At 27.5% G+C, this 19339-nt stretch carries 14 protein-coding genes; 10 read left to right on the top strand and 4 right to left on the bottom strand.

Annotated elements, in window-relative coordinates:
• The first annotated feature begins 4 nt into the window (after positions 1 to 4).
• From IPP08_04945 to IPP08_04925, 5 genes are all read left to right on the top strand, one after another.
• Positions 5 to 1864: a long-chain fatty acid--CoA ligase gene (locus IPP08_04945; GenBank protein ID QQS67516.1), complete on the top strand. Its 1860-nt coding sequence runs from the start codon at positions 5 to 7 to the stop codon at positions 1862 to 1864.
• Between the two features lie 116 nt (positions 1865 to 1980).
• Positions 1981 to 4254, top strand: a complete 2274-nt coding sequence (locus IPP08_04940) for a hypothetical protein (protein QQS67515.1) — start codon at positions 1981 to 1983, stop codon at positions 4252 to 4254.
• Between the two features lie 38 nt (positions 4255 to 4292).
• Positions 4293 to 6752: an OmpA family protein gene (locus tag IPP08_04935; protein QQS67514.1), complete on the top strand. Its 2460-nt coding sequence runs from the start codon at positions 4293 to 4295 to the stop codon at positions 6750 to 6752.
• 134 nt (positions 6753 to 6886) lie between these two features.
• Positions 6887 to 7303, top strand: a complete 417-nt coding sequence (locus tag IPP08_04930) for a hypothetical protein (protein ID QQS67513.1) — start codon at positions 6887 to 6889, stop codon at positions 7301 to 7303.
• A 331-nt stretch (positions 7304 to 7634) separates the two neighbouring features.
• Positions 7635 to 8162: a hypothetical protein gene (locus IPP08_04925; protein QQS67512.1), complete on the top strand. Its 528-nt coding sequence runs from the start codon at positions 7635 to 7637 to the stop codon at positions 8160 to 8162.
• An 89-nt stretch (positions 8163 to 8251) separates the two neighbouring features.
• On the opposite strand, the gene IPP08_04920 is transcribed toward IPP08_04925, so the two are convergent.
• Complete coding sequence (locus IPP08_04920) at positions 8252 to 8980, bottom strand: LysE family transporter (GenBank protein ID QQS67511.1); 729 nt, start codon at positions 8978 to 8980, stop codon at positions 8252 to 8254.
• A 161-nt stretch (positions 8981 to 9141) separates the two neighbouring features.
• On the opposite strand from IPP08_04920, the gene IPP08_04915 reads away from it, so the two are divergent.
• The gene (locus IPP08_04915) at positions 9142 to 9822 is read left to right on the top strand and encodes an ABC transporter ATP-binding protein (protein QQS67510.1); all 681 of its coding nucleotides are present in this window, start codon (positions 9142 to 9144) and stop codon (positions 9820 to 9822) included.
• A 56-nt stretch (positions 9823 to 9878) separates the two neighbouring features.
• Positions 9879 to 11474 (top strand): NAD(P)/FAD-dependent oxidoreductase, encoded by a 1596-nt coding sequence (locus IPP08_04910; protein QQS67509.1) that lies wholly within the window; start codon positions 9879 to 9881, stop codon positions 11472 to 11474.
• Here IPP08_04910 and IPP08_04905 read toward each other — a convergent pair.
• Positions 11459 to 11704: a DUF1232 domain-containing protein gene (locus IPP08_04905; GenBank protein ID QQS67508.1), complete on the bottom strand. Its 246-nt coding sequence runs from the start codon at positions 11702 to 11704 to the stop codon at positions 11459 to 11461. The two genes, IPP08_04910 and IPP08_04905, sit on opposite strands and share 16 nt — an antisense overlap.
• Before the next feature lie 249 nt (positions 11705 to 11953).
• Here IPP08_04905 and recJ point away from each other — a divergent pair, with 249 nt between their 5' ends.
• Positions 11954 to 13693 (top strand): single-stranded-DNA-specific exonuclease RecJ, encoded by a 1740-nt coding sequence (recJ, locus tag IPP08_04900; protein ID QQS67507.1) that lies wholly within the window; start codon positions 11954 to 11956, stop codon positions 13691 to 13693.
• A 99-nt stretch (positions 13694 to 13792) separates the two neighbouring features.
• Here recJ and IPP08_04895 read toward each other — a convergent pair whose 3' ends face one another.
• On the bottom strand, positions 13793 to 14521 hold the full coding sequence (locus IPP08_04895; protein ID QQS67506.1) for an HAD family hydrolase: 729 nt from the start codon (positions 14519 to 14521) through the stop codon (positions 13793 to 13795).
• A 277-nt stretch (positions 14522 to 14798) separates the two neighbouring features.
• On the opposite strand from IPP08_04895, the gene IPP08_04890 reads away from it, so the two are divergent.
• On the top strand, positions 14799 to 15896 hold the full coding sequence (locus tag IPP08_04890) for an aminopeptidase (protein QQS67505.1): 1098 nt from the start codon (positions 14799 to 14801) through the stop codon (positions 15894 to 15896).
• A gap of 154 nt (positions 15897 to 16050) precedes the next feature.
• Here IPP08_04890 and IPP08_04885 read toward each other — a convergent pair whose 3' ends face one another.
• The gene (locus tag IPP08_04885; protein ID QQS67504.1) at positions 16051 to 16212 is read right to left on the bottom strand and encodes a hypothetical protein; all 162 of its coding nucleotides are present in this window, start codon (positions 16210 to 16212) and stop codon (positions 16051 to 16053) included.
• 527 nt (positions 16213 to 16739) lie between these two features.
• On the opposite strand from IPP08_04885, the gene IPP08_04880 reads away from it, so the two are divergent.
• Entirely contained in the window at positions 16740 to 19229 is a 2490-nt protein-coding gene (locus IPP08_04880; GenBank protein ID QQS67503.1) for a PKD domain-containing protein, read from the top strand.
• The last annotated feature ends 110 nt before the right edge of the window (positions 19230 to 19339 follow it).

The following is a 19339-nucleotide window of genomic DNA, read 5'->3' as shown; positions in this document are numbered from 1 at the left end:
TAATATGCCTTTAGTATCAAAATTCTCAACAATTTCTGAATTGTTTATAAGTGTATCTAAACATTTTCAAGGTAGTGATAAAAATGCCTTTTTAAGGAAAGTAAAAGGAAATTATGAAGGGGTTAAATATGATAATTTTTATCTCCAAGTTGAATCGTTTGCTTTGGGATTAAGGTCTTTAGGCTTAGAAAGAGGCGACACAATAGGAATAATGAGCGAGAATAGACTTGAATGGATGATTACCGATTTTGCTTGTACATGTTGTGGATATCCTGACGTTCCTACTTTTCCAATTCTAACACCAAAACAATTAGAATTTATTTTTAACGATTCAAAAGTGAAAGCAATTGTGTGTTCAAATAGCTTACAATTGGGTAAGCTCAATAAAATAATCGATAATATACCTTCGCTAAAAAACATCATTGTAATGCAGCCTGAAGCATTAGAGATGTTCCCATCCTTAAAAGAAAAATATGCAATACTTTTTGAAGATGTTATCAAAAGAGGAAAAAAATTATCAGAAGCAGTAATTGGTCAACTTGAAACAATTTCAAAATCAACTAATCCTGAAGATTTATTAACAATAATTTACACATCTGGAACAACAGGCAATCCAAAAGGAGTCATGCTAACTCATAGTAATCTAGTTTCAAACATAGTTTCATCTGTAGAATTTTTACCAATTGATTCTAATGATTTAGTTTTAAGTTATTTACCATTATGCCACAGTTATGAACGAATGGCAGGGTATTATAGTTGTTTCGCATGTGGAGCTACAATAGCTTATGCAGATTCAATAGAAACTGTTGCTGAAAATTTGATTGAAGTAAAACCTACAATCATGACTTCAGTACCAAGATTGTTTGAAAGAATCAAAAATAGGGTTGAAAAAAATGTATTGACCCAATCAACATATAAACAAAAAATTTTTAAATGGTCAATTTTAATAGGAAAAGAAGTTTATTGGAAACAATGTAATGGTGAAGCTGTTTCAATAATTTTAAAAGCAAAACATAAAATTGCAGATTCCTTAGTATTATCAAAAATTAGAGAAAGGACTGGTGGAAGAATTAGATTTTTCACATCAGGAGGAGCTCCATTATCAAAAAATATTGGTGAATTTTTCTTTGCTTTAGGTTTAAAAATTATTGAAGGTTACGGTCTAACCGAAACATCACCAGTAATTTCTTTTACTCCATTTAAAAATCCAATTTTAGGAACTGTTGGTAATGTGTTATCAAATGTTGAAGTTAAAATTGCTGAAGATGGTGAGATTTTGGTTCGTGGACCAAATGTAATGAAAGGTTACTTTAATTCTCCTGAACTAACAAATGAAGCAATTGATTCTGAAGGTTGGTTTCATACAGGAGATATAGGAATATTCGAAGAGCATGGTTACTTGAAAATTACTGATAGAAAAAAGAACATTATTGTAAGTTCAGGAGGGAAAAATATTACTCCAACTCCAATTGAAAACTTATTATTTGAAAGTAGATTTGTAGATCAGATTTTAATTATTGGTGATAACAGACCATTTTTAACAGCACTTATAGTCCCAAATATTGAATTCATTAAAGAGTTTGCTTTATCTCAAAACATGAACTTTGGAAATTTAAATTCAATAGAAGAGTTAAAAAAATTGCTCGATAATGATATTATTATTCTTACAGTTGAAGCTGATATAAAAAGATTACAGAAAGATTTATCTACATTTGAAAAAGTAAGAAAGATTGAACTTTTACCTGAACCATTTACAGTAGAAAATGGAATGATGACTCCAACATTGAAAATTAAGAGAAAGATTGTTGAACTGAATTATAACGATTTAATTGACAATTTATATAAAGAAATTGATCTTGATTAGTTTTTACTTGTTAAAAAAATTTAATTGTAATTAAATGTTACACTTTAAATCTTAAATTTTCCACGTTTTTTAAATTAATTCAGTTAAATATGTAGGAATTAAGGCAACACAATTCAATGAATTTAAAAAAATACTTATTTCCACAAGTTATACTCTTTCTTTTTATTTTGATTGTTTATAAATCAGAGGCTAAAAGTATTCAAGATACATTTAAAATAACTGTTACTGGAGCTTTAGAATTTTGTGAAGGAGGGAGTGTAAAACTTTCAGCCCCATTAGATTGTGATAGTTTTATATGGTCTAATGGCGAAAGAACTCAATCAATAATAGTAAAAAAAACAGGTTCATATTCTGTAACAATATTTAATTATAAAGGAAATGGAATAAGTATTACAACAGATTCAGTCTATGTAAAAGTTAATCAATCACCAGTTGTACAAATAATTTCAAGTTGCATTCCAATTTTATGTCCTGGTGATAGTATTATTTTATATGCAGTTTCAAACAAAAATTATTCATATAAATGGAATAATGGAATTATTGGGAATTTATTAATTGTTAAAACTGCTGGAATCTATTCTGTTGAAGTTACTGATTCTAATGGATGCAAGGGGAAAGCAGAAATTATTGTTACTCAATTTCAAAAGAATCAAACAACTATTGTTTCCTCAAGCAAATTAAATTCTATTGCACCAGGAGAGGTCATTAAATTAACTGCTTATCCATCTGGGTTAAAATACAAATGGTTTAATGGTGATACTACCCAAAGTACAAATATTAATTCATATGGGAAGTATTGTATTATTACTTACATTGATTGCTCAAAACCTTGTAGAGATACTTTTTGTATCAATATCTCAAAAAGAGATACATCAATAATTAGAATTCACCCAAGTCATGATTCAACAGATAAAAATGGAAAAGATTCAATTATTAAAAGTGGTAAAGATTCAATTATTATTATTGGAAAAGACACTTCATTAGTACGTTTAGAAACAATTTGTGAAGGTGATAGCGTTTATTTAATTTCATCTAATGGTTTTGATAATTATTTATGGAATACTGGTGAAACATCAAAATCAATTCTCGTTAATAAACCTGGACTATACACAGTAACTGGTACTACGCTTTCAGGATTTAAATCTACTTTATCAATTTTAGTAAAATTTATACAGATTGATATTCCAGTAATTAAAGTAATTGGGAATGAAATTATATGTACTGATGAATTAAGAACTCTAGAAGCACCAATTGGATATGATAAATACTTATGGTCAGATGGTTCAACTTCAAGAAGTATAATAACAAATAAAAGTGGTAAGTATTCTGTAAAAGTATTTAAAGGTTTTTGCAGTTCAACATCACCTGAAGTAACTTTGACATCAAAACAGAAACCTTTATATGAAATAAGTCAAAGTGAATTAGGTAAAACATGTTTAGGTAAAGTAATTAAGCAATCTATTATCATTGAAAATAAAATTAATGAAATTCAAAAGTATATTTTACTTGATAATAACTCTGATAGATTTAAGTTAATTACAAATGAAATTGTTGTTCCTCCTTTTACAAAAGGAACAATTAATTATGAGTTTTCTGGGATTGATGCTGAACCGGGAAGAATTTACAAATCACTTTTTGTACTTAAAGATGAATGTGGTGGTACTCAAGAAATTAATGTTAGTGCAGTTGCGAATGAACAAAATTTTAGCTTATATTTATCGAATCAAGATACAATTGCAAGAAAACCAGGTATTGAAAGAATTGTTTTTTTGTTATCAAATAAAAATTATAAAGGTTTAATTTTTAATTCTTATGATTCAATTTTTATAAATTTAAGTCATGAAAATACAACACTTGAACTTTATAAAATTATTAGTTATTGTGGGAATGCATCTTTTACTTTAAACAAATCAAAAGGTGAATCTTTAGTAACTTTATCTGGCGGATGTGGTATATTACCTGATACTTTAGCAAAATTAATTTATTCTACCGCAATTGGATCAACAATGAATTCAGTAGTTAGAATCTCAAGTACAACTTCAAACAACAGTTGTTTTGAATTTGATACTTCAAGTATTAGCATACCTCTTTTACAATACGATTGTGAAATAAAATTTTTAAACATCAATTATTCTAACCCCATTTTAAAATCTGTAATTTCAGAATCAAATAGTATTACAGTTAATTATTTTATTAAATCAAAAGATATAATAAATATAGTAATCTCCGATTTAGTTGGGAATAAAAAAGTTTTGGTTGATAATAAAACTGAAAACGAAGGAGAATATAAAATCAATTTTCCTACATACAACTACCCTGCAGGCTTATATATCATGAGCTTGAGTTCAAGTTCAGAAAATTTTTCAATCCCATTTTTAATAACACATTGATGAATTTTTTAAAATATTTTTCGGTAATTTATTTTATTTTGATTTTAAGTAATACAATTGCTTTAAGTCAAATTAATTCATTTAATTCTATTAAAACTGACTCAACAAAATTAGCTAAGGATTCTGTTATTTTTAAGAGTCAATTAAATAACTCAAAAAGTAAATTAGATTCAAATAGTAAGTTTACAAACATCAAAGTAAAGCAAGAAAATGTGATTGTTACTAAATCTAATTTAGACTCAATAAACAACAGTGATAGGCTTGATGCATTCAAGTCTATGAAAGCTACAAAAGATACTATTAATGAAGCAAAAAATAATAAAGTTAAAAATGATGCTAAATTAAAATCAAAAGCTGAAAAGAAATTAGATTCTGCATTTATTGGTAAAACTGTTTATATAAAATTAATTTATGAAAAAGAACTTTTAGATTCTGTTTATCATTGGTATGCAGGATTTCATGGAGGTTTCGATTATTCATTTCATACTTCTGATGGAATAGATTGTTTGAAAGACTCAACTTGTCCTAAATACAAGTATGGTCATGGACCAGGATTTTATTTGGGTGGAAATCTTGAGTGGAGACCAAAACCATCATTTGGATTATTGTTTAAAATGACCTTTCTACCTGTTTGGGCTGATTTTAATGAAACTTTAGATAGTGCTAGAGTAAAGGATATTAATTATAATATAGTTCCCCTTATCAGAGAACATTCTTTATCAGTTTATACATCTCATTTAAATTTTGATTTGCTACCAAAGTACATTTATAATAATTGGAATTTTTATTTAGGTCCTACAATTGGTTTATTATTAAGTAAAAATTGGACAGCACAAAGCAAAATAATTTCACCAAATAATGTAACTTTCCCAAACAATCAAAGGGATACATTTTTCTTTAGAAATGTTGAAATACCTAACACTAATACTTTTCAGGCTGGGATTACAACTGGGATTTCTTATGATTTTATTTATTCTAATCATAGGATTGTATCTCCGGAATTATCTTTTAATTATCCAATTACTTATATCAATTCTGATTTTAATTGGAGACAATTGAATTTAATGATTGGAGTAGCAATTAAATTTGGAATTAAAAAATTTGAACCACCAAGAATTGAAAGATTAATAGAAAAACTATTTAGAGATACTATTGTAATAAAAACTTCTAAAGATGAAAAGAGAAAATTTCAAGAAGGTTTACCAATATTGAAAAGAGTAGATACTTTTGAACTTGAAAAAGAAAGGCTCATAACAAGAACATTAACTCAAACAGATACTATTTTTAAAAGAGAACTTATAGCAAAAATTACACCTTGGGAAACAAACGGAAATACACGTGCAGATACTGCAAAAATCATTAGACTTTCTTCCAATTATTTAGCAGATTCTTACCCAATATTACCAATAATTTTCTTTGATTTAAATTCATCAAAAATTCCTGACAGATATGTTAATTTAATTTCTACAGAAAATTATTTGACAAAAGCTCTAGAAATAGCTCCAGTAGTACTTCATAGAAATGTATTAAATATTATTGGTGAGAGAATGTTAAAAAGCACAACTTCTAAATTAAAATTAATTGGATATACTGATAAAATTTCTGAAAATGGGGATTGTGAATTAGCTTTAGCAAGAGCGAAAGAAGTTCAATCATATTTAGTTAATATCTGGAAGATTAGCCCTTCTAGAGTTGAGATAACAAAAAACAAAGGGAAATGTGTTCCCTCAGTAGTTAGTTCTATTCAAACTGATGAAGCATTTGCAGAAAATAGACGAGTAGAAATTGAAACTAATAATCCTGCAATTTTAGCACCTGTAACTAAAAAAACTTATTCAGATTCTATTGGAATTTTTCCTCCATTGATTGACTATGATCCAATGGGAAGTAGCTATGGTGATGATGTTGAAAGTTGGAATTTGGATGTTAAACAAGATTCGAATGTTATTTTTAATGCGAATGGAAAAGGAGCGCCAAAAACTGCAACTCAATCTATTACAACCGCATTAGCAGCATCATTAACTAATAACAGACAAGTAGATGTGATATTAACATTAAAAAACTTTGAGGGTGATAAGGCAACAGATTATAAGCGAATGATGGTTGTAAAAGATTCATCAGCAGGGGAAATTAAAAGGCTATGGTTAACCTTTTTCAAAGTTGCAAAAAATAACCTAGATCCAGTAGCTGAAGCTAGCTTGAGAGTTTTTTTACAAGGTATTAAATCAACTGATGAAGTAAATATTGTTGGATATGCAGATAAACTTGGAAATGAAGCATTCAATAAAAAGTTATCAAATACTAGAGCAAAACAAGTTAGTGCCAATGTTAAAAGAATTGCTCCTAATGCAAAAATTAGTAAAGGTGAAGGAATTGGCTCATTAGCCTTCCCTCCTGGAGTATCATCTTATGAAACTCCTGAAGAAAGATTTTTAAGCAGGACAGTTCAAATTGATGTTAGCAGAACTGTTGCATCAAAAAATATTATTGTAAAATAGTTTATGAAATTGTGTAATATTTGATAAATTATTTTATTAATTGTGTATAAATTTATGTATTTACAAATTAAATTTAAATGATTAAATTTCAGTTGTAATCTTAAGTATAGTAATTTTAATTTAAATTTTAAAAGATGGAAAGTTTGTTTTTTCCTCCTAAATATTTTTATTTAATAATTTGGTTATTCACATTAGTTATTGTTTTATTAGTATTAGTTTCATCAAGTGTTATAGGAATTGGAGTATATATTTTTATTGCCTTTGGAATTTCTGCTATTTTTCAATTATGGCAAATTGTATGGGTAAAAATTGATTCAATCAACCTAACAATAAAGAATATTTTTGGCAATAAAAGAGTAATAAAATGGGATGATTTAGTAAATATTTCAAAAGAAACTGTTAATCTTAAGAGAAGTAAATTTGAAATCTTACATATAAAATCTTTAAGCAACAAAAAATATAAAATTACTAGCGATCAATCAAATTTTGAATTATTAGAAATTGAATTATTCAAAAGAATTAAAATTGATAATTCAAATATTAAATATTAAATTTTAATAAAGTAACTATTATTTTTTTTTGTAGTCTTTGTTATTGTATACCCTTTGGAAGCCATATAATATCAGGCTCAATCAATATTAATAAAATTTATTTTTGCTCATTTGAATTGTTAACGAATCTTAATTAATATCAATTTATTTTTTGCTATTGATTTTAACTTTATTTTTGAATCAGAAATAATTAAGAATTTAATTTCATAAACAATTTAACCAACTAATTAAAGGATCGAGAACTCATTTATTCTTATATGATAAAAAAAATACCTATTTACAAAACAATCAGCTCTTTACAACAGTTATTAACAAAAAAAATTTTATCAAAATGAGAACGAACAATCTTTTAAAATCTATTGCAGGATTAAGTCTTGCCTTCATTGTTTCAACAATTAGTCTTTACTCACAAGAAACAATCCAATTGAATGGGAATGTTGATCTTACATCTACTTCTGGAATAACTATCATAAGTCAGGGAACTAATAAAATTGTTTCTTATAATGATTCATTCAAAGTTCAATCAAATTATGCATTCAAAAAAAGTAAGGATGGTAAATTTGCATTTAATGTATCCTACACTATCGAAAATGCTGGAGTTCAAGCTCCTAATAAAGCTTTTACTAGTCGTTTAATTTTAGATAACGATAATATAGTTTCTGAAGTTTATGGTATAGAATTATCAAGTAGCGAGAAAAAAGTATTTACTTCTCAAGTTTATCTTCCAATTGGAATACACACTTTAACCCTTGCAATTGACCAGGATAAGGAAGTTAATGAATTGGATATTACAAATAATTTAAAAACTGTAACAATAGAAGTTTTACCTGGTACAACTCCAATTTCTAGTTGGAAATAATTAAATTCTTTAGTTAAATAATTTATTCCTTATAGTGTTATAATCTTTATCTCGAAGAGGTAATCTGAATAATACTTTAAGGAATTTTTTTATTTGTTACTTTGAATTAATGATGGAATTGAGATATTGTGATTATTTAATCCTATCAATTCATCAAATCCGATGATTTTGAAAGTAAGAATTATTGCAAAAATCAGGAATGAATAACCTGCAATTTTATAGATATTACTCATCATAGTAATTGGTATTTTTGAATGATACTTCTTGATTATAGCCAAAAGAAAACTAAGCCATAAAAATACTCCTAATCCAAATCCAATAGAATACAATAAGTTACTAATTGAAGAATGATTTACAATTGATGTTGTTTGTAAATAGCCAGAAAGAGCTATCAAAGATGGTAAGAATGTTGGGCTTGCAATATTTATTACAGACATTACAATTCCACCGATGAATGCTGAAGTTGCTTTTGGATTTTTTATATAAACTCTTTTATTGGTTTCATTCTCTTCTAGTAATTTTCTTTTACTTAAATATTTAATGCCCATTATCAATAAACTTAAAATACATAATATTTGAATTATTGCTAAAATCCAATCATTGTGATTAATAAAATCTTTAACTGATAAAATTATTGCTGAAGATGCAAATGATGCAATTAATGCATATAGAACATCCATACACGCAGCTCCAGATGCTATTAGGAGACCACGTCTGTTATTTCCTATTACTCCTTGCCGAATAACAACAACTGCAATTGGACCTGGTGTTAATGTTAATAACATTCCAACTATAATTCCTATTAAGAGAGATTCCAAACTGTTATATAGAAGTTTTTCAAAAAGATTAATAAATTAGAGAGGTGCCAAATTAAGAAATTATAATACATATTTAATTTAAGAAATATTTTTTGAAATTTAATTTATTTTTAGTTGTTATAACTAATAACACAAATAAAGTTTTGGTTTGAAAATAAAAATTGAAGTTATTAGTTATTGAACATATTATATTGCAAAAAAAATCTATTTCAGAAATGTTTGATTCACTAATTGTAAAAGATTTAGGTAAAAAATACAACAATCAATTTGTTTTTAAAGATATTTCACTTCATGCAAAAAATAGTGACTGCATTGCAGTTACTGGTTTTAATGGTTCAGGTAAATCTACTTTCTTGAAAATTTTAGCAAATGTTACTGAAAAAAGTTGTGGTAAAATTAATTGGGTTGCTAATAATACTGAAATTATAGAAGATAAACTAACAAGATATATTGGCTTTGTATCCCCTTACTTAAATTTATATTCTGAATTTACTTCAATTGAATTAATTGAAATCATACAGAATTTTAGAGGAATAAAATTCGATAAAGAATTTGCTGAATTTTACTTAGAAAAATTTAATTTAGTAAATAGAAAAAATGATTTGATTGGTAATTTTAGTTCAGGTATGTTACAAAGAGTAAAATTTATTATTGCTCTAATTCATAATCCAATTTTTTTGTTTTTAGATGAACCTAACACTAATTTAGATGAAATTGGAATTGAAACTTATAAAGATATTATAATTAAAGATTCACAAAATAGAATTACATTTATTGCAACAAATGATAAAAATGATCTTGTAATATGTAACAAAATAGTTTCTATTAATGATTATAAATGATTTTTTTTTGGATATAAATTTTTTACATTAACCTTTATTAATTATTAAAATTTCGAATGTCTGATTTCGATATAATTGTTGTTGGTTCTGGTCATAATTCCTTAACAACCGCATGTTACCTTAGTAAAGATGGTATGAATGTTTGCGTTTTTGAAAAACAATCAAATATTGGTGGAGCTGTTCAAACTGAAGATATGTTCAATGGATACAAAATGGATGTTGGTGGTTCTGCTCATTTTATGATACACCATACTCCTGTTGTGAAAGAATTAGAACTTGAAAAATTTGGACTAGAATATATTGATTTTGATCCTTGGGCATTTTACCCAACTCAAGATGGCAATTGGTTTGCATTTTATAAAGACTTGGACAAAACTTGTCAGTCTATTTCTAAAATATGTGAAGAAGATGCAGATAATTATTACAAATTTATTAAATTTTGGGATCCAATAAATGAAGGGGTTTTTGAAATATTTTTAAAGACACCAACTGCTAAAAACCTTCTTAAAACAATGTTTTCTTTAAAGTTTGGTAAAAGAAATGACATTACTGAAAACTTAAGAAAAATATTTTCAAGCTATGGGCAATATATTAAGGAAACATTTAAAAATGAATCAATAAGATCTGCCATGACTTGGTTAGCCGCACAATCTGGTCCTCCGCCAACTGAAACAGCGAGTGCTGATTTTGCTGGATGGCAATCGATGATTCATAAAATTGGACCTAAAAGACCCAAAGGAGGAAGTGGAATGTTAACTCAGTCGATGGGTAAAAGATTAATTAATGACGGAGGAAAAATTTATACTTCATCAACTGTTAAAAGAGTAATAATTGAATATGAAAAAGCAATTGGCATTGAATTAATAACAGGTGAATGTATTTTTTCAAAGTATGGAGTTGTTTCGGGAACTCATGTAGTTACAACCATAAAAGATCTTGTTGGAAGTCAATTTGTCAAAAAGGAATTAACAAAAAGAGTTGATAACATAAAAGTTGGAAATGGATTTGGTATGGTAATTAGATGTGCTAGCGATGAACTACCAAATTACATTTCAAATCCAAGTAGTTTACGAGATTACAATATAGATAATCCACATCCATCTCATTCTGGTTTACAATTAATTTGTCCATCAACTGACTATTTGGACAATGCTTATGGGGATTATTTAAATGGTATTTCTGCAAAAAACCCCGCAATTCTTGTGATGACATTCTCAGCCATAGATGATACTTTATCTCCTAAGGGTAAACATACATGTTTTATTTGGAGTCAATACCACCCTTACAAACTTTCTAACAATGTAGAATGGAGTGATATTAGAGAAAATGAAGCTATTAAACTAATAGATAAACTTAGTGAGTATGCTCCAAATATGAAAAATGCAATTACAGATTACTATATTCAAACACCTTTAGATATTGAAGAAAAACATGGCATGATTAATGGGAATGTAATGCATGTAGAAATGAGTTTTGATCAAATGTTTATATTCAGACCAACACCAAGTTTGAGCGATTACACAACTCCCATTAAAAATCTATACTTAACTGGAGCAAGTATGCATCCAGGAGGAGGAATATTTGCAGCAAGTGGATATAATACTGCAAAAGTTGTAATGAAAAAATCAAAGAGAAATTATTTTTCTTTTTGATAATTATTAAGTTCTGTTTTAAGAAATAGAGCTAATAATGTAAATACACCCAAATCATCCAACCAACCCACAACAGGAGCAAAAAGCTCGGGAACTGCATCAATTGGACTTATAATATAAACTACTGCAAAAATAATTGCAATTTTTTTATATTTTGGATTTTCACCATCCATCATATATTTGGGTAATTTCCTTAGTTGCCAAATAACCCCTTTCGATACTTTACTCATATTAAATAAACAGTTTTAATACAAAAATATTGGAATTAATTTTTAAAGTTAAATATAAATTTAATTTAAAACATTAGGATTTATACCTTATAAAAATAATAAAAATACAAATTAAGGGTAAAACATGTTAACTATTCTTCAAATTATTGATCTTTTATCTATAGCAAAGTAATTTAAAGATTAATAAACCTAAAAAATTTTCGTAAATTGAGTTCAGTTTTTAAAATATAAATTATAAATAATAATAAATTGAGTTATCGTTGGATTATTTCTAACAACACAGATGAAAACGCAGTAAATAATTTAAGTCAATCCATAAATGTATCTCCAACAATTGCTAGAATTTTAGCTCAAAGAGGGATTACATGTTTTGAAGATGCTAGAAGGTTTTTCAGACCTAGTTTATCTGATTTACATGATCCTTTTATTATGAGCGATATGAAAGCAGCAACAGAACGATGCATACAAGCAATTAATGATGGTGAAAAAATTGCAATTTACGGTGACTACGATGTTGATGGCACAAATTCTTCTGCAATGTTACACTTGTTCTTTAAAAGTTTTGATTCTGATGTAGAATTTTATATACCAGATAGATTTTCTGAAGGTTATGGAATTTCTATGTTAGGAATTGATAGACTTCACAAAAAGAATATTAATTTAATTATCACAATTGATTGTGGTATTACAGCAGTAGAGCAAATTAAATATGCTAAAACTTTAGGAATTGATGTTATTATCTGCGACCATCATGAACCTGGTTCAGAATTGCCTGAGGCAGTTGCAGTATTAGACCCTATCAAACCAAACTGCCCATATCCATTCAAACACTTATCTGGTTGTGGTGTGGGTTACAAGTTAGTTCAAGCAATTTGTATTCAATTAGGTAAGAAAGATCTTGAAAACGAATATCTAGATTTTGTAGCTTTAGCCGCTGCTGCAGATATTGTTCCTTTAATTGGTGAGAATAGATCTTTGGTTACTCATGGACTTATGAAAATAAATAATCAACCGAGACCAGGATTAAAAGGCCTAATTGAATGTGCAGGATTGACTTTGGGAAAGGTTACAACCTCAAATGTAGTTTTTGGTTTAGCTCCTAGAATTAATGCTGCGGGTAGGCTAGGTGATGCTAAAAGAGCTGTTGAATTATTAATCGAAGTTGATAGTGTTAAAGCTTTTCAAAGAGCTCAAGAACTTGAGAGTGAAAATCGTAATAGAAGATCTATTGATGAGGTTACTTTCAACGATGCTCAAGAAATGGCTGAAGAAATGATGAGCAAAAAAGCTTGCAGATCTTTAGTTTTGTATAACCCAAGATGGCATTCTGGAGTTTTGGGAATAGTTGCTTCTAGGTTAGTTGAAAGATACCATTTACCTGCTGTTATGTTAACAAGACTTGATAACATTATAAAAGGTTCTGCTAGGTCAATCCCACATTTTGATATTCACAATGCATTAAAAGTTTGTGAATCTCATTTACTTGAATATGGAGGACATAAGTATGCTGCTGGTCTTTCAATTTCACCAGATAATGTTGATAAATTTAAAGATGCATTTAGTGAGTATGCAAATAGAGCAATTACTAGTGAAATGTTGATTCCGGAATTAAACATAGATACTGAAGTTTTATTAGATGAATTAAATCCTAAATTTTTTAATATTATAAAACAATTTGCACCTTATGGTCCTCAAAATTTGCAACCTCTTTTTGTATTGAGGAATGCTGAGATAATTGGATATCCAAGAATTACTGGCAAAGATCATTTAAAATTCAGAGTTAGATCAAATGAAGGATTTATTGATGCAATCGGTTTTAGCATGGGTTCAAGACTTCAAGAATTACAAAGTGGATCTATTTATGATTTAGTTTGTAACATTGAGGAGAATGAATTTAGAGGAATAATCTCCCCACAATTAAGAATTCATGATTTTCAATTTGCAGAATCTTTAGTTACTAAAAATGATGGTTGGGATTGGGCAAATTAATTTTTTGTTTTTATAAGTTATTAATTTTATTTACTTGTTAAGTTATTTAGTAAGTAAAATTAAATGTAGTTGATAATTTATTTTCAACTACATTTTTTTTTAAAGATTATTAAATATTGTTTCTATTTCATTCCAATTATTTAATATGTAATGTGCATTAGATTCAGCTACTGCATATTTGTGTTTTCCTCCACCTTTATATATTATACTTTTCATACCAAAATTATTTGCTCCTACAATATCTGTTCGTTCAATGTCCCCAATATGAATTGCTTCAATTGGTAATACTGAAAAAGGTTCCAATGCTTTTTCAAATAATAATTTATTTGGCTTAGCACTACCTACTTCATCACTAAAAATAAAATTTGAAAAATGATTATAAATTCCTGTACTTTTCATAAGTTCTCTTAATTCTATACCTCCAGAAAATGCAGTATCTGAAATTATAACAAGTATGTATTTTGATGATAAATATTCTAAACCAGTTTTAACATTTGGTAAAATCCCAGGAGGATGTTGAAGAATTCCTTTTCTGAATATCTGAGATAAATTGAATAATTCAGGTTCTGGAATTTCAATGTTTAACTTATTAAATAATACATTGCATAATTCATAAGAATTTGGCGTACGTTGATTCTCTAACCATTGAATATCAAAGTAATCCCACAAGTGCTTGTATGCACTATAAACTGTAACAGAATCATATTTATAATTATTGTTTTCAATAACATTATATATTGCTTTCATCCTTGCTTCCTCTCTTAAACCTCCATTCCCACTTTCAGAAAATAATGTGTCCCAAAAATCAATCGTAACTACTTTTATCATACAATTTTTTTATTTTTTTTCTTATTATAAATATTCAATATAATAATAATTATTAAAAAATATACTTCAACGAATTAAATAGTTTTTAAAAAAATATATATAAAATTTAACTTTAACTCAATTAAATGCTATTTTTAAAATTATCATAATTAAATGAAAATTCCTTGACTTAAACAAAGTATAGTAAAAATACAAAACAAAATCCCTAATTATTTATATTACTATTCAATATCTTATATTTGCAAATTATTATAAAAATATAAAAATTTAACTTAAAATGTACGATTCAAGAAACAAAGAATTAGCAGATAAAATAATAAATTATTCAACTCAAACTAAAGAGGGAGATAAAGTTATGGTTGAGTTGCAAGGTATTAATGGAATACATCTAGCTCAAGAAATGACTAGAGCAATTTTATCTAAAAAAGCAATACCGTTCATTTTTGTTAAAGATGTTGAAATTGACAGAATGATGAGAGAAAGTGGGACTACTGAATTATGGTCTTCTTTAAGAGACAACTTTGGATTACCTGTTATGAAAGAAATGGATGTTTATATTGGTATTCGTGCTTCTGAAAATATTTATGAATTGAGTAATGCCTCACCTGAAAGTTCAAAAGCTTATAATCAAGAATACGGACATCCAGTTCACACTAGAGAAAGAGTTAATAATACACGTTGGTGCGTAATGCGATATCCATCCCCAGCATTTGCTATGAATGCTAAAATGACTTCATCTCAGTTTGCTGATTATTATTATAAAGCTTGTTTATTAGATTATTCTTTGTTAAATGAAAGGATGAAACCTCTTCATGAATTGTTATCAAAAACTAAAGAAGTTCATTTAGTAGGTGAAGGAACAGATATTAAAATTGGAATTGAAGGTCAAAATTGGGTGCCATGTGCAGGAGATTTAAATATTCCAGATGGTGAAATATTTACTAGTCCTATTATAAATCAAGTGAATGGATGCATTAGTTATGCCCCTACAGTGTATGATGGAAAGCCATTTGATGATATCAGATTAGTTGTGAAAGATGGGGTTATTGTAGATTGTAAATCAAACAACCAAATAGCACTAGAAAATATTTTAAACACAGATGAAGGTTCACGCAGATTTGGAGAGTTTGCTATTGGCACAAATCCTCATATTGAAAAACCAATGTATGATATTCTTTTTGATGAAAAAATTTGGGGGTCAATTCATTTAACTCCAGGTCAAAGTTATGATATTGCTCCAAATGGTAATCACAGCGCTGTTCATTGGGACTTGGTTTGTATTGGCAGTGATTTATATTTTGATGATGTTTTAGTTCGTAAAGGTCGCAAATATGTTCATCCTGATCTTATTCCATTAAACCCAGAAAATTTTTAATAAAAATATTTCACAAAGGCTTAATTTAATTAAGCCTTTTTTTTATTTATTTTTTACAACTGGTAGATTTTCAGATAACCAAGAAGATATTCCACCTTCTAAATTTGAAACTTTATATTTACCAATTTTTTTCATCTCAATAATTGCTCTTCTACTACTGGTTCCACTTTTGCAATAAAACCACATAAGTTTTGTCAATATTTAACTTTTTAATTTCTTCAATAAAACTTGTTGAACTAATATCAATATTAAATGCTCTCTCAATAAATCCAGTTTCTGTTAGTTCATCTTGAGTTCTTCCGTCTATATTTACCAAATCTTTATTCTCTAATTTTTGAGCTTGAAACTCCTTTGGGGGTTAAATTTACAATAGAATTTAATTGCTCTTCTCCATATTAAGAAGACTTAATTCCTTCAGTTTAAATTTCAGTTTTACATCTATAAATCTGAAAAATCAATATTACTAAAATTAACTTTTTACAAATTAAATTCATCTTTTTTGGGATTAGTTTTAAACAATATTAGATATCATATAAAATTATGAATTCTAATTTATTTATTAGAATTTTTTTCGATTAATAGATTTTACTAGTTAAATAAAATAACCATTTACATTAATAAAAAACATTTTTTACATAAAATCAGTTTTGACTTTTAAATATATTTTTCAAAATCTCAATCGTAAAAATGGTAATTTAATACTATTTAATTTCTAGAATTAAATGAAATAGAAAATGATTTTTATCATTCTTTTATATGATATATATCATATTTATTTTTTATGATTTTAAATAATTTTGAATGGTAAGAAATTTATTGAATTATTATTAATTTTTTAATTATATGAAACATCTTTTTTCGATTTTTTTGTTTTCTATTTCTCTCTTTTTATTTTCTAGTTGTCAAGAAAGTAGCGTTGGTCCTAATGATAACTCTGGTTCTATTTCCATTGGCACTTTCATTCCTATTAATCAGATTTCTGTCCCAACTGGCGGAGGAGTTATTTCTGTGAAAAGTGGTGACTCTTCTATAAATGGTTTGAAAATTACTGTACCTTCTGTTGCTTATACTATTGATAAGAATTTTAATATCTCTTATGCAAATATTATTAAACATTCTTTTGGTGCAAATTTTAATCCTATTTCTCCATTAATTAAAATTTCTAATAACGGTGGTTATTCAAATGATATTATGATTATCAAAGTTCCTTGCAAAGTTCCTTCTGGATCATTTGCTATGGGTTTCTTTTATGATGAAAAGTCTGGCAAACTTGAAGGTTTGCCTATTATCAGTTTTGATTCTAATTCTGTAACTATTGCTACAAGACATTTTGCTTCATCAACTCTTAACAACGGATTGTATAAAATTGCTTCTAACAATAATCTTGAATCTTTTTCAAATTTAGTTATTAGCTCTATTAAAGAATCTACTTTAAAAGCAACCCCTATTATTTCTTCTGGGTATAAACCTAAGGTTGATGATTGGGAATTTGTTAACTATGGTTCTTACCTTGCTCCTGGTGGGCATTGTGCTGGGCAAACTATGACTTCTATGTGGTATTATTATGAACAGAAAAAATCTCAAGGGAATCTTTATCACAAATACGATAAAGTTAATTTATCTAATGATAAGTTATGGCAAGATAATCCCAAAGGTTTCAGATTTGCTTCTGTTGTTCAAGAAGATATTGACTTTGATTCTTGGAATTTTAATAATCAAAGAAACTACATTGATACTAATACAAGTTTTGATGAACTTAAATTTAAGGCTTTAGCTTATGCTATGGTTTTAACTGGAGAACCTCAATTTGTTGCTATTTGGAATCTCAATGTTGTTAATGGAAAGAGCTCGTTAGGCGGACATGCTTTAACTGCTTATAGTGTTGATTACAACTCTGGCAAGATTTCTATTGCTGATCCTAATTTCCCTGGTATTCCTCAAGAAATTACTTTTGATTGGAATACTAAAAAATATAATCCTTATATGGGGAAAGCTAATGCAACTGATGCACCACATCCATATAAATTTATATCATATTATGCAAAAACTGCTCTTATAAATTGGGATGTAATTGGTAATAGATGGCAGGAATTTCAGAATGGAACTATTGGTAAAGTTAATCCAAATGCTTTTCCTGCTTATCAAATTTGGGTTGATGATGGAACTGGTTATGAATTAGGAGATACTCTAAATACCGATGCTGATTCTGTTGTTCTTGAAGTTGTTTGCCCTACTGCTGATGTATCTTTTAATCGTGATAACAAAAAATTTATTGGACTTAATGCTTATAATGAAAATGGTGATATTGCATCAGTTTTTGGAACTGGATCAAAACTAGCTCAAACAAAACTTAAAAAAGCATTATCACCAGGTGAGAATAGAATTGGCTTGTACATTTTTTCTTGGAGGAATGGGTTTTTGGATAATCCAACTACTTATACACAAAAATTTGTAGATTTCAAATGGATAACTATTTACAAACAATCACTTGAAATTAAAACAACAGAAAAAAATGGAGCACCAATAGATACAAATGGTTTGCCAAATATAGATTATAAATTTGTAGCTAAAACTAATAAAACTGCACCAACAAATGTAAAATATGTCTGGAATTTTGGAGATGAAACAGAACCAATTACAGTATTAAATGATAGCACAATTGAACATAAATTCGAGAATGTTGGCTCTTATGTTATTGAGCTGAAAATATATAATAACACAACTGGTAAAATTGCTTTGCAAGGTAAAGTTAATGCTAATATTGGGAGTAGTTTTATGGATATATTAAGATCAACTAACATAACTTGGGGAGGATTATACCAATTGAAAGATGGATCAACAAATTTAGATGATTGGCCAATTAGGCTTAGTAATGGAGATCCATTAAATAACATAGGTGCTACAAATCAAAGCCAATCTTCTAAATCACTTTCAAAAATTAACTGGGATAAAGATAAATTTTCTACAAATTGGCAGGAAGATTTAATAACAGGATTTGATACAAAAGTAGTTGCTAGTATTTCTGGAGTAATAGATAGTATTAAAGAGACAGTTAAAACTATGGAGATATCTTATAAAATTACTGTTAAATTAGATGATGGGAGAGTATTTAGTGAATCAATTTACAATATCAGTTTGAACAATATACCATTAGAAATATTAAGTAATACGTTAGTTATGGGTGAATTTAGTGGAAATGATATTCAAAACCATATTAAAATTAACTCATATTCATTAAGATTATTAATTTCAGGTGAATATGAGTACAGAACCATAAGTACAATAAATTGGACCAATGCAAAACTCCATGCAAGTTTTAGATTAGTAAATTAAGTATATGAAATTCTTATATCTAAAATTATTAATATTATGATATTTACAAATTATAATTAAAGTTTTAAAAAAAATAATAATTAAACTTTGATTGTTTGATATGTTTTGTA

Source organism: Chlorobiota bacterium (assembly GCA_016700335.1).
Taxonomy (GTDB): domain Bacteria; phylum Bacteroidota; class Ignavibacteria; order OLB7; family OLB7.
This window is presented reverse-complemented; position numbering and strand designations above follow the sequence as displayed.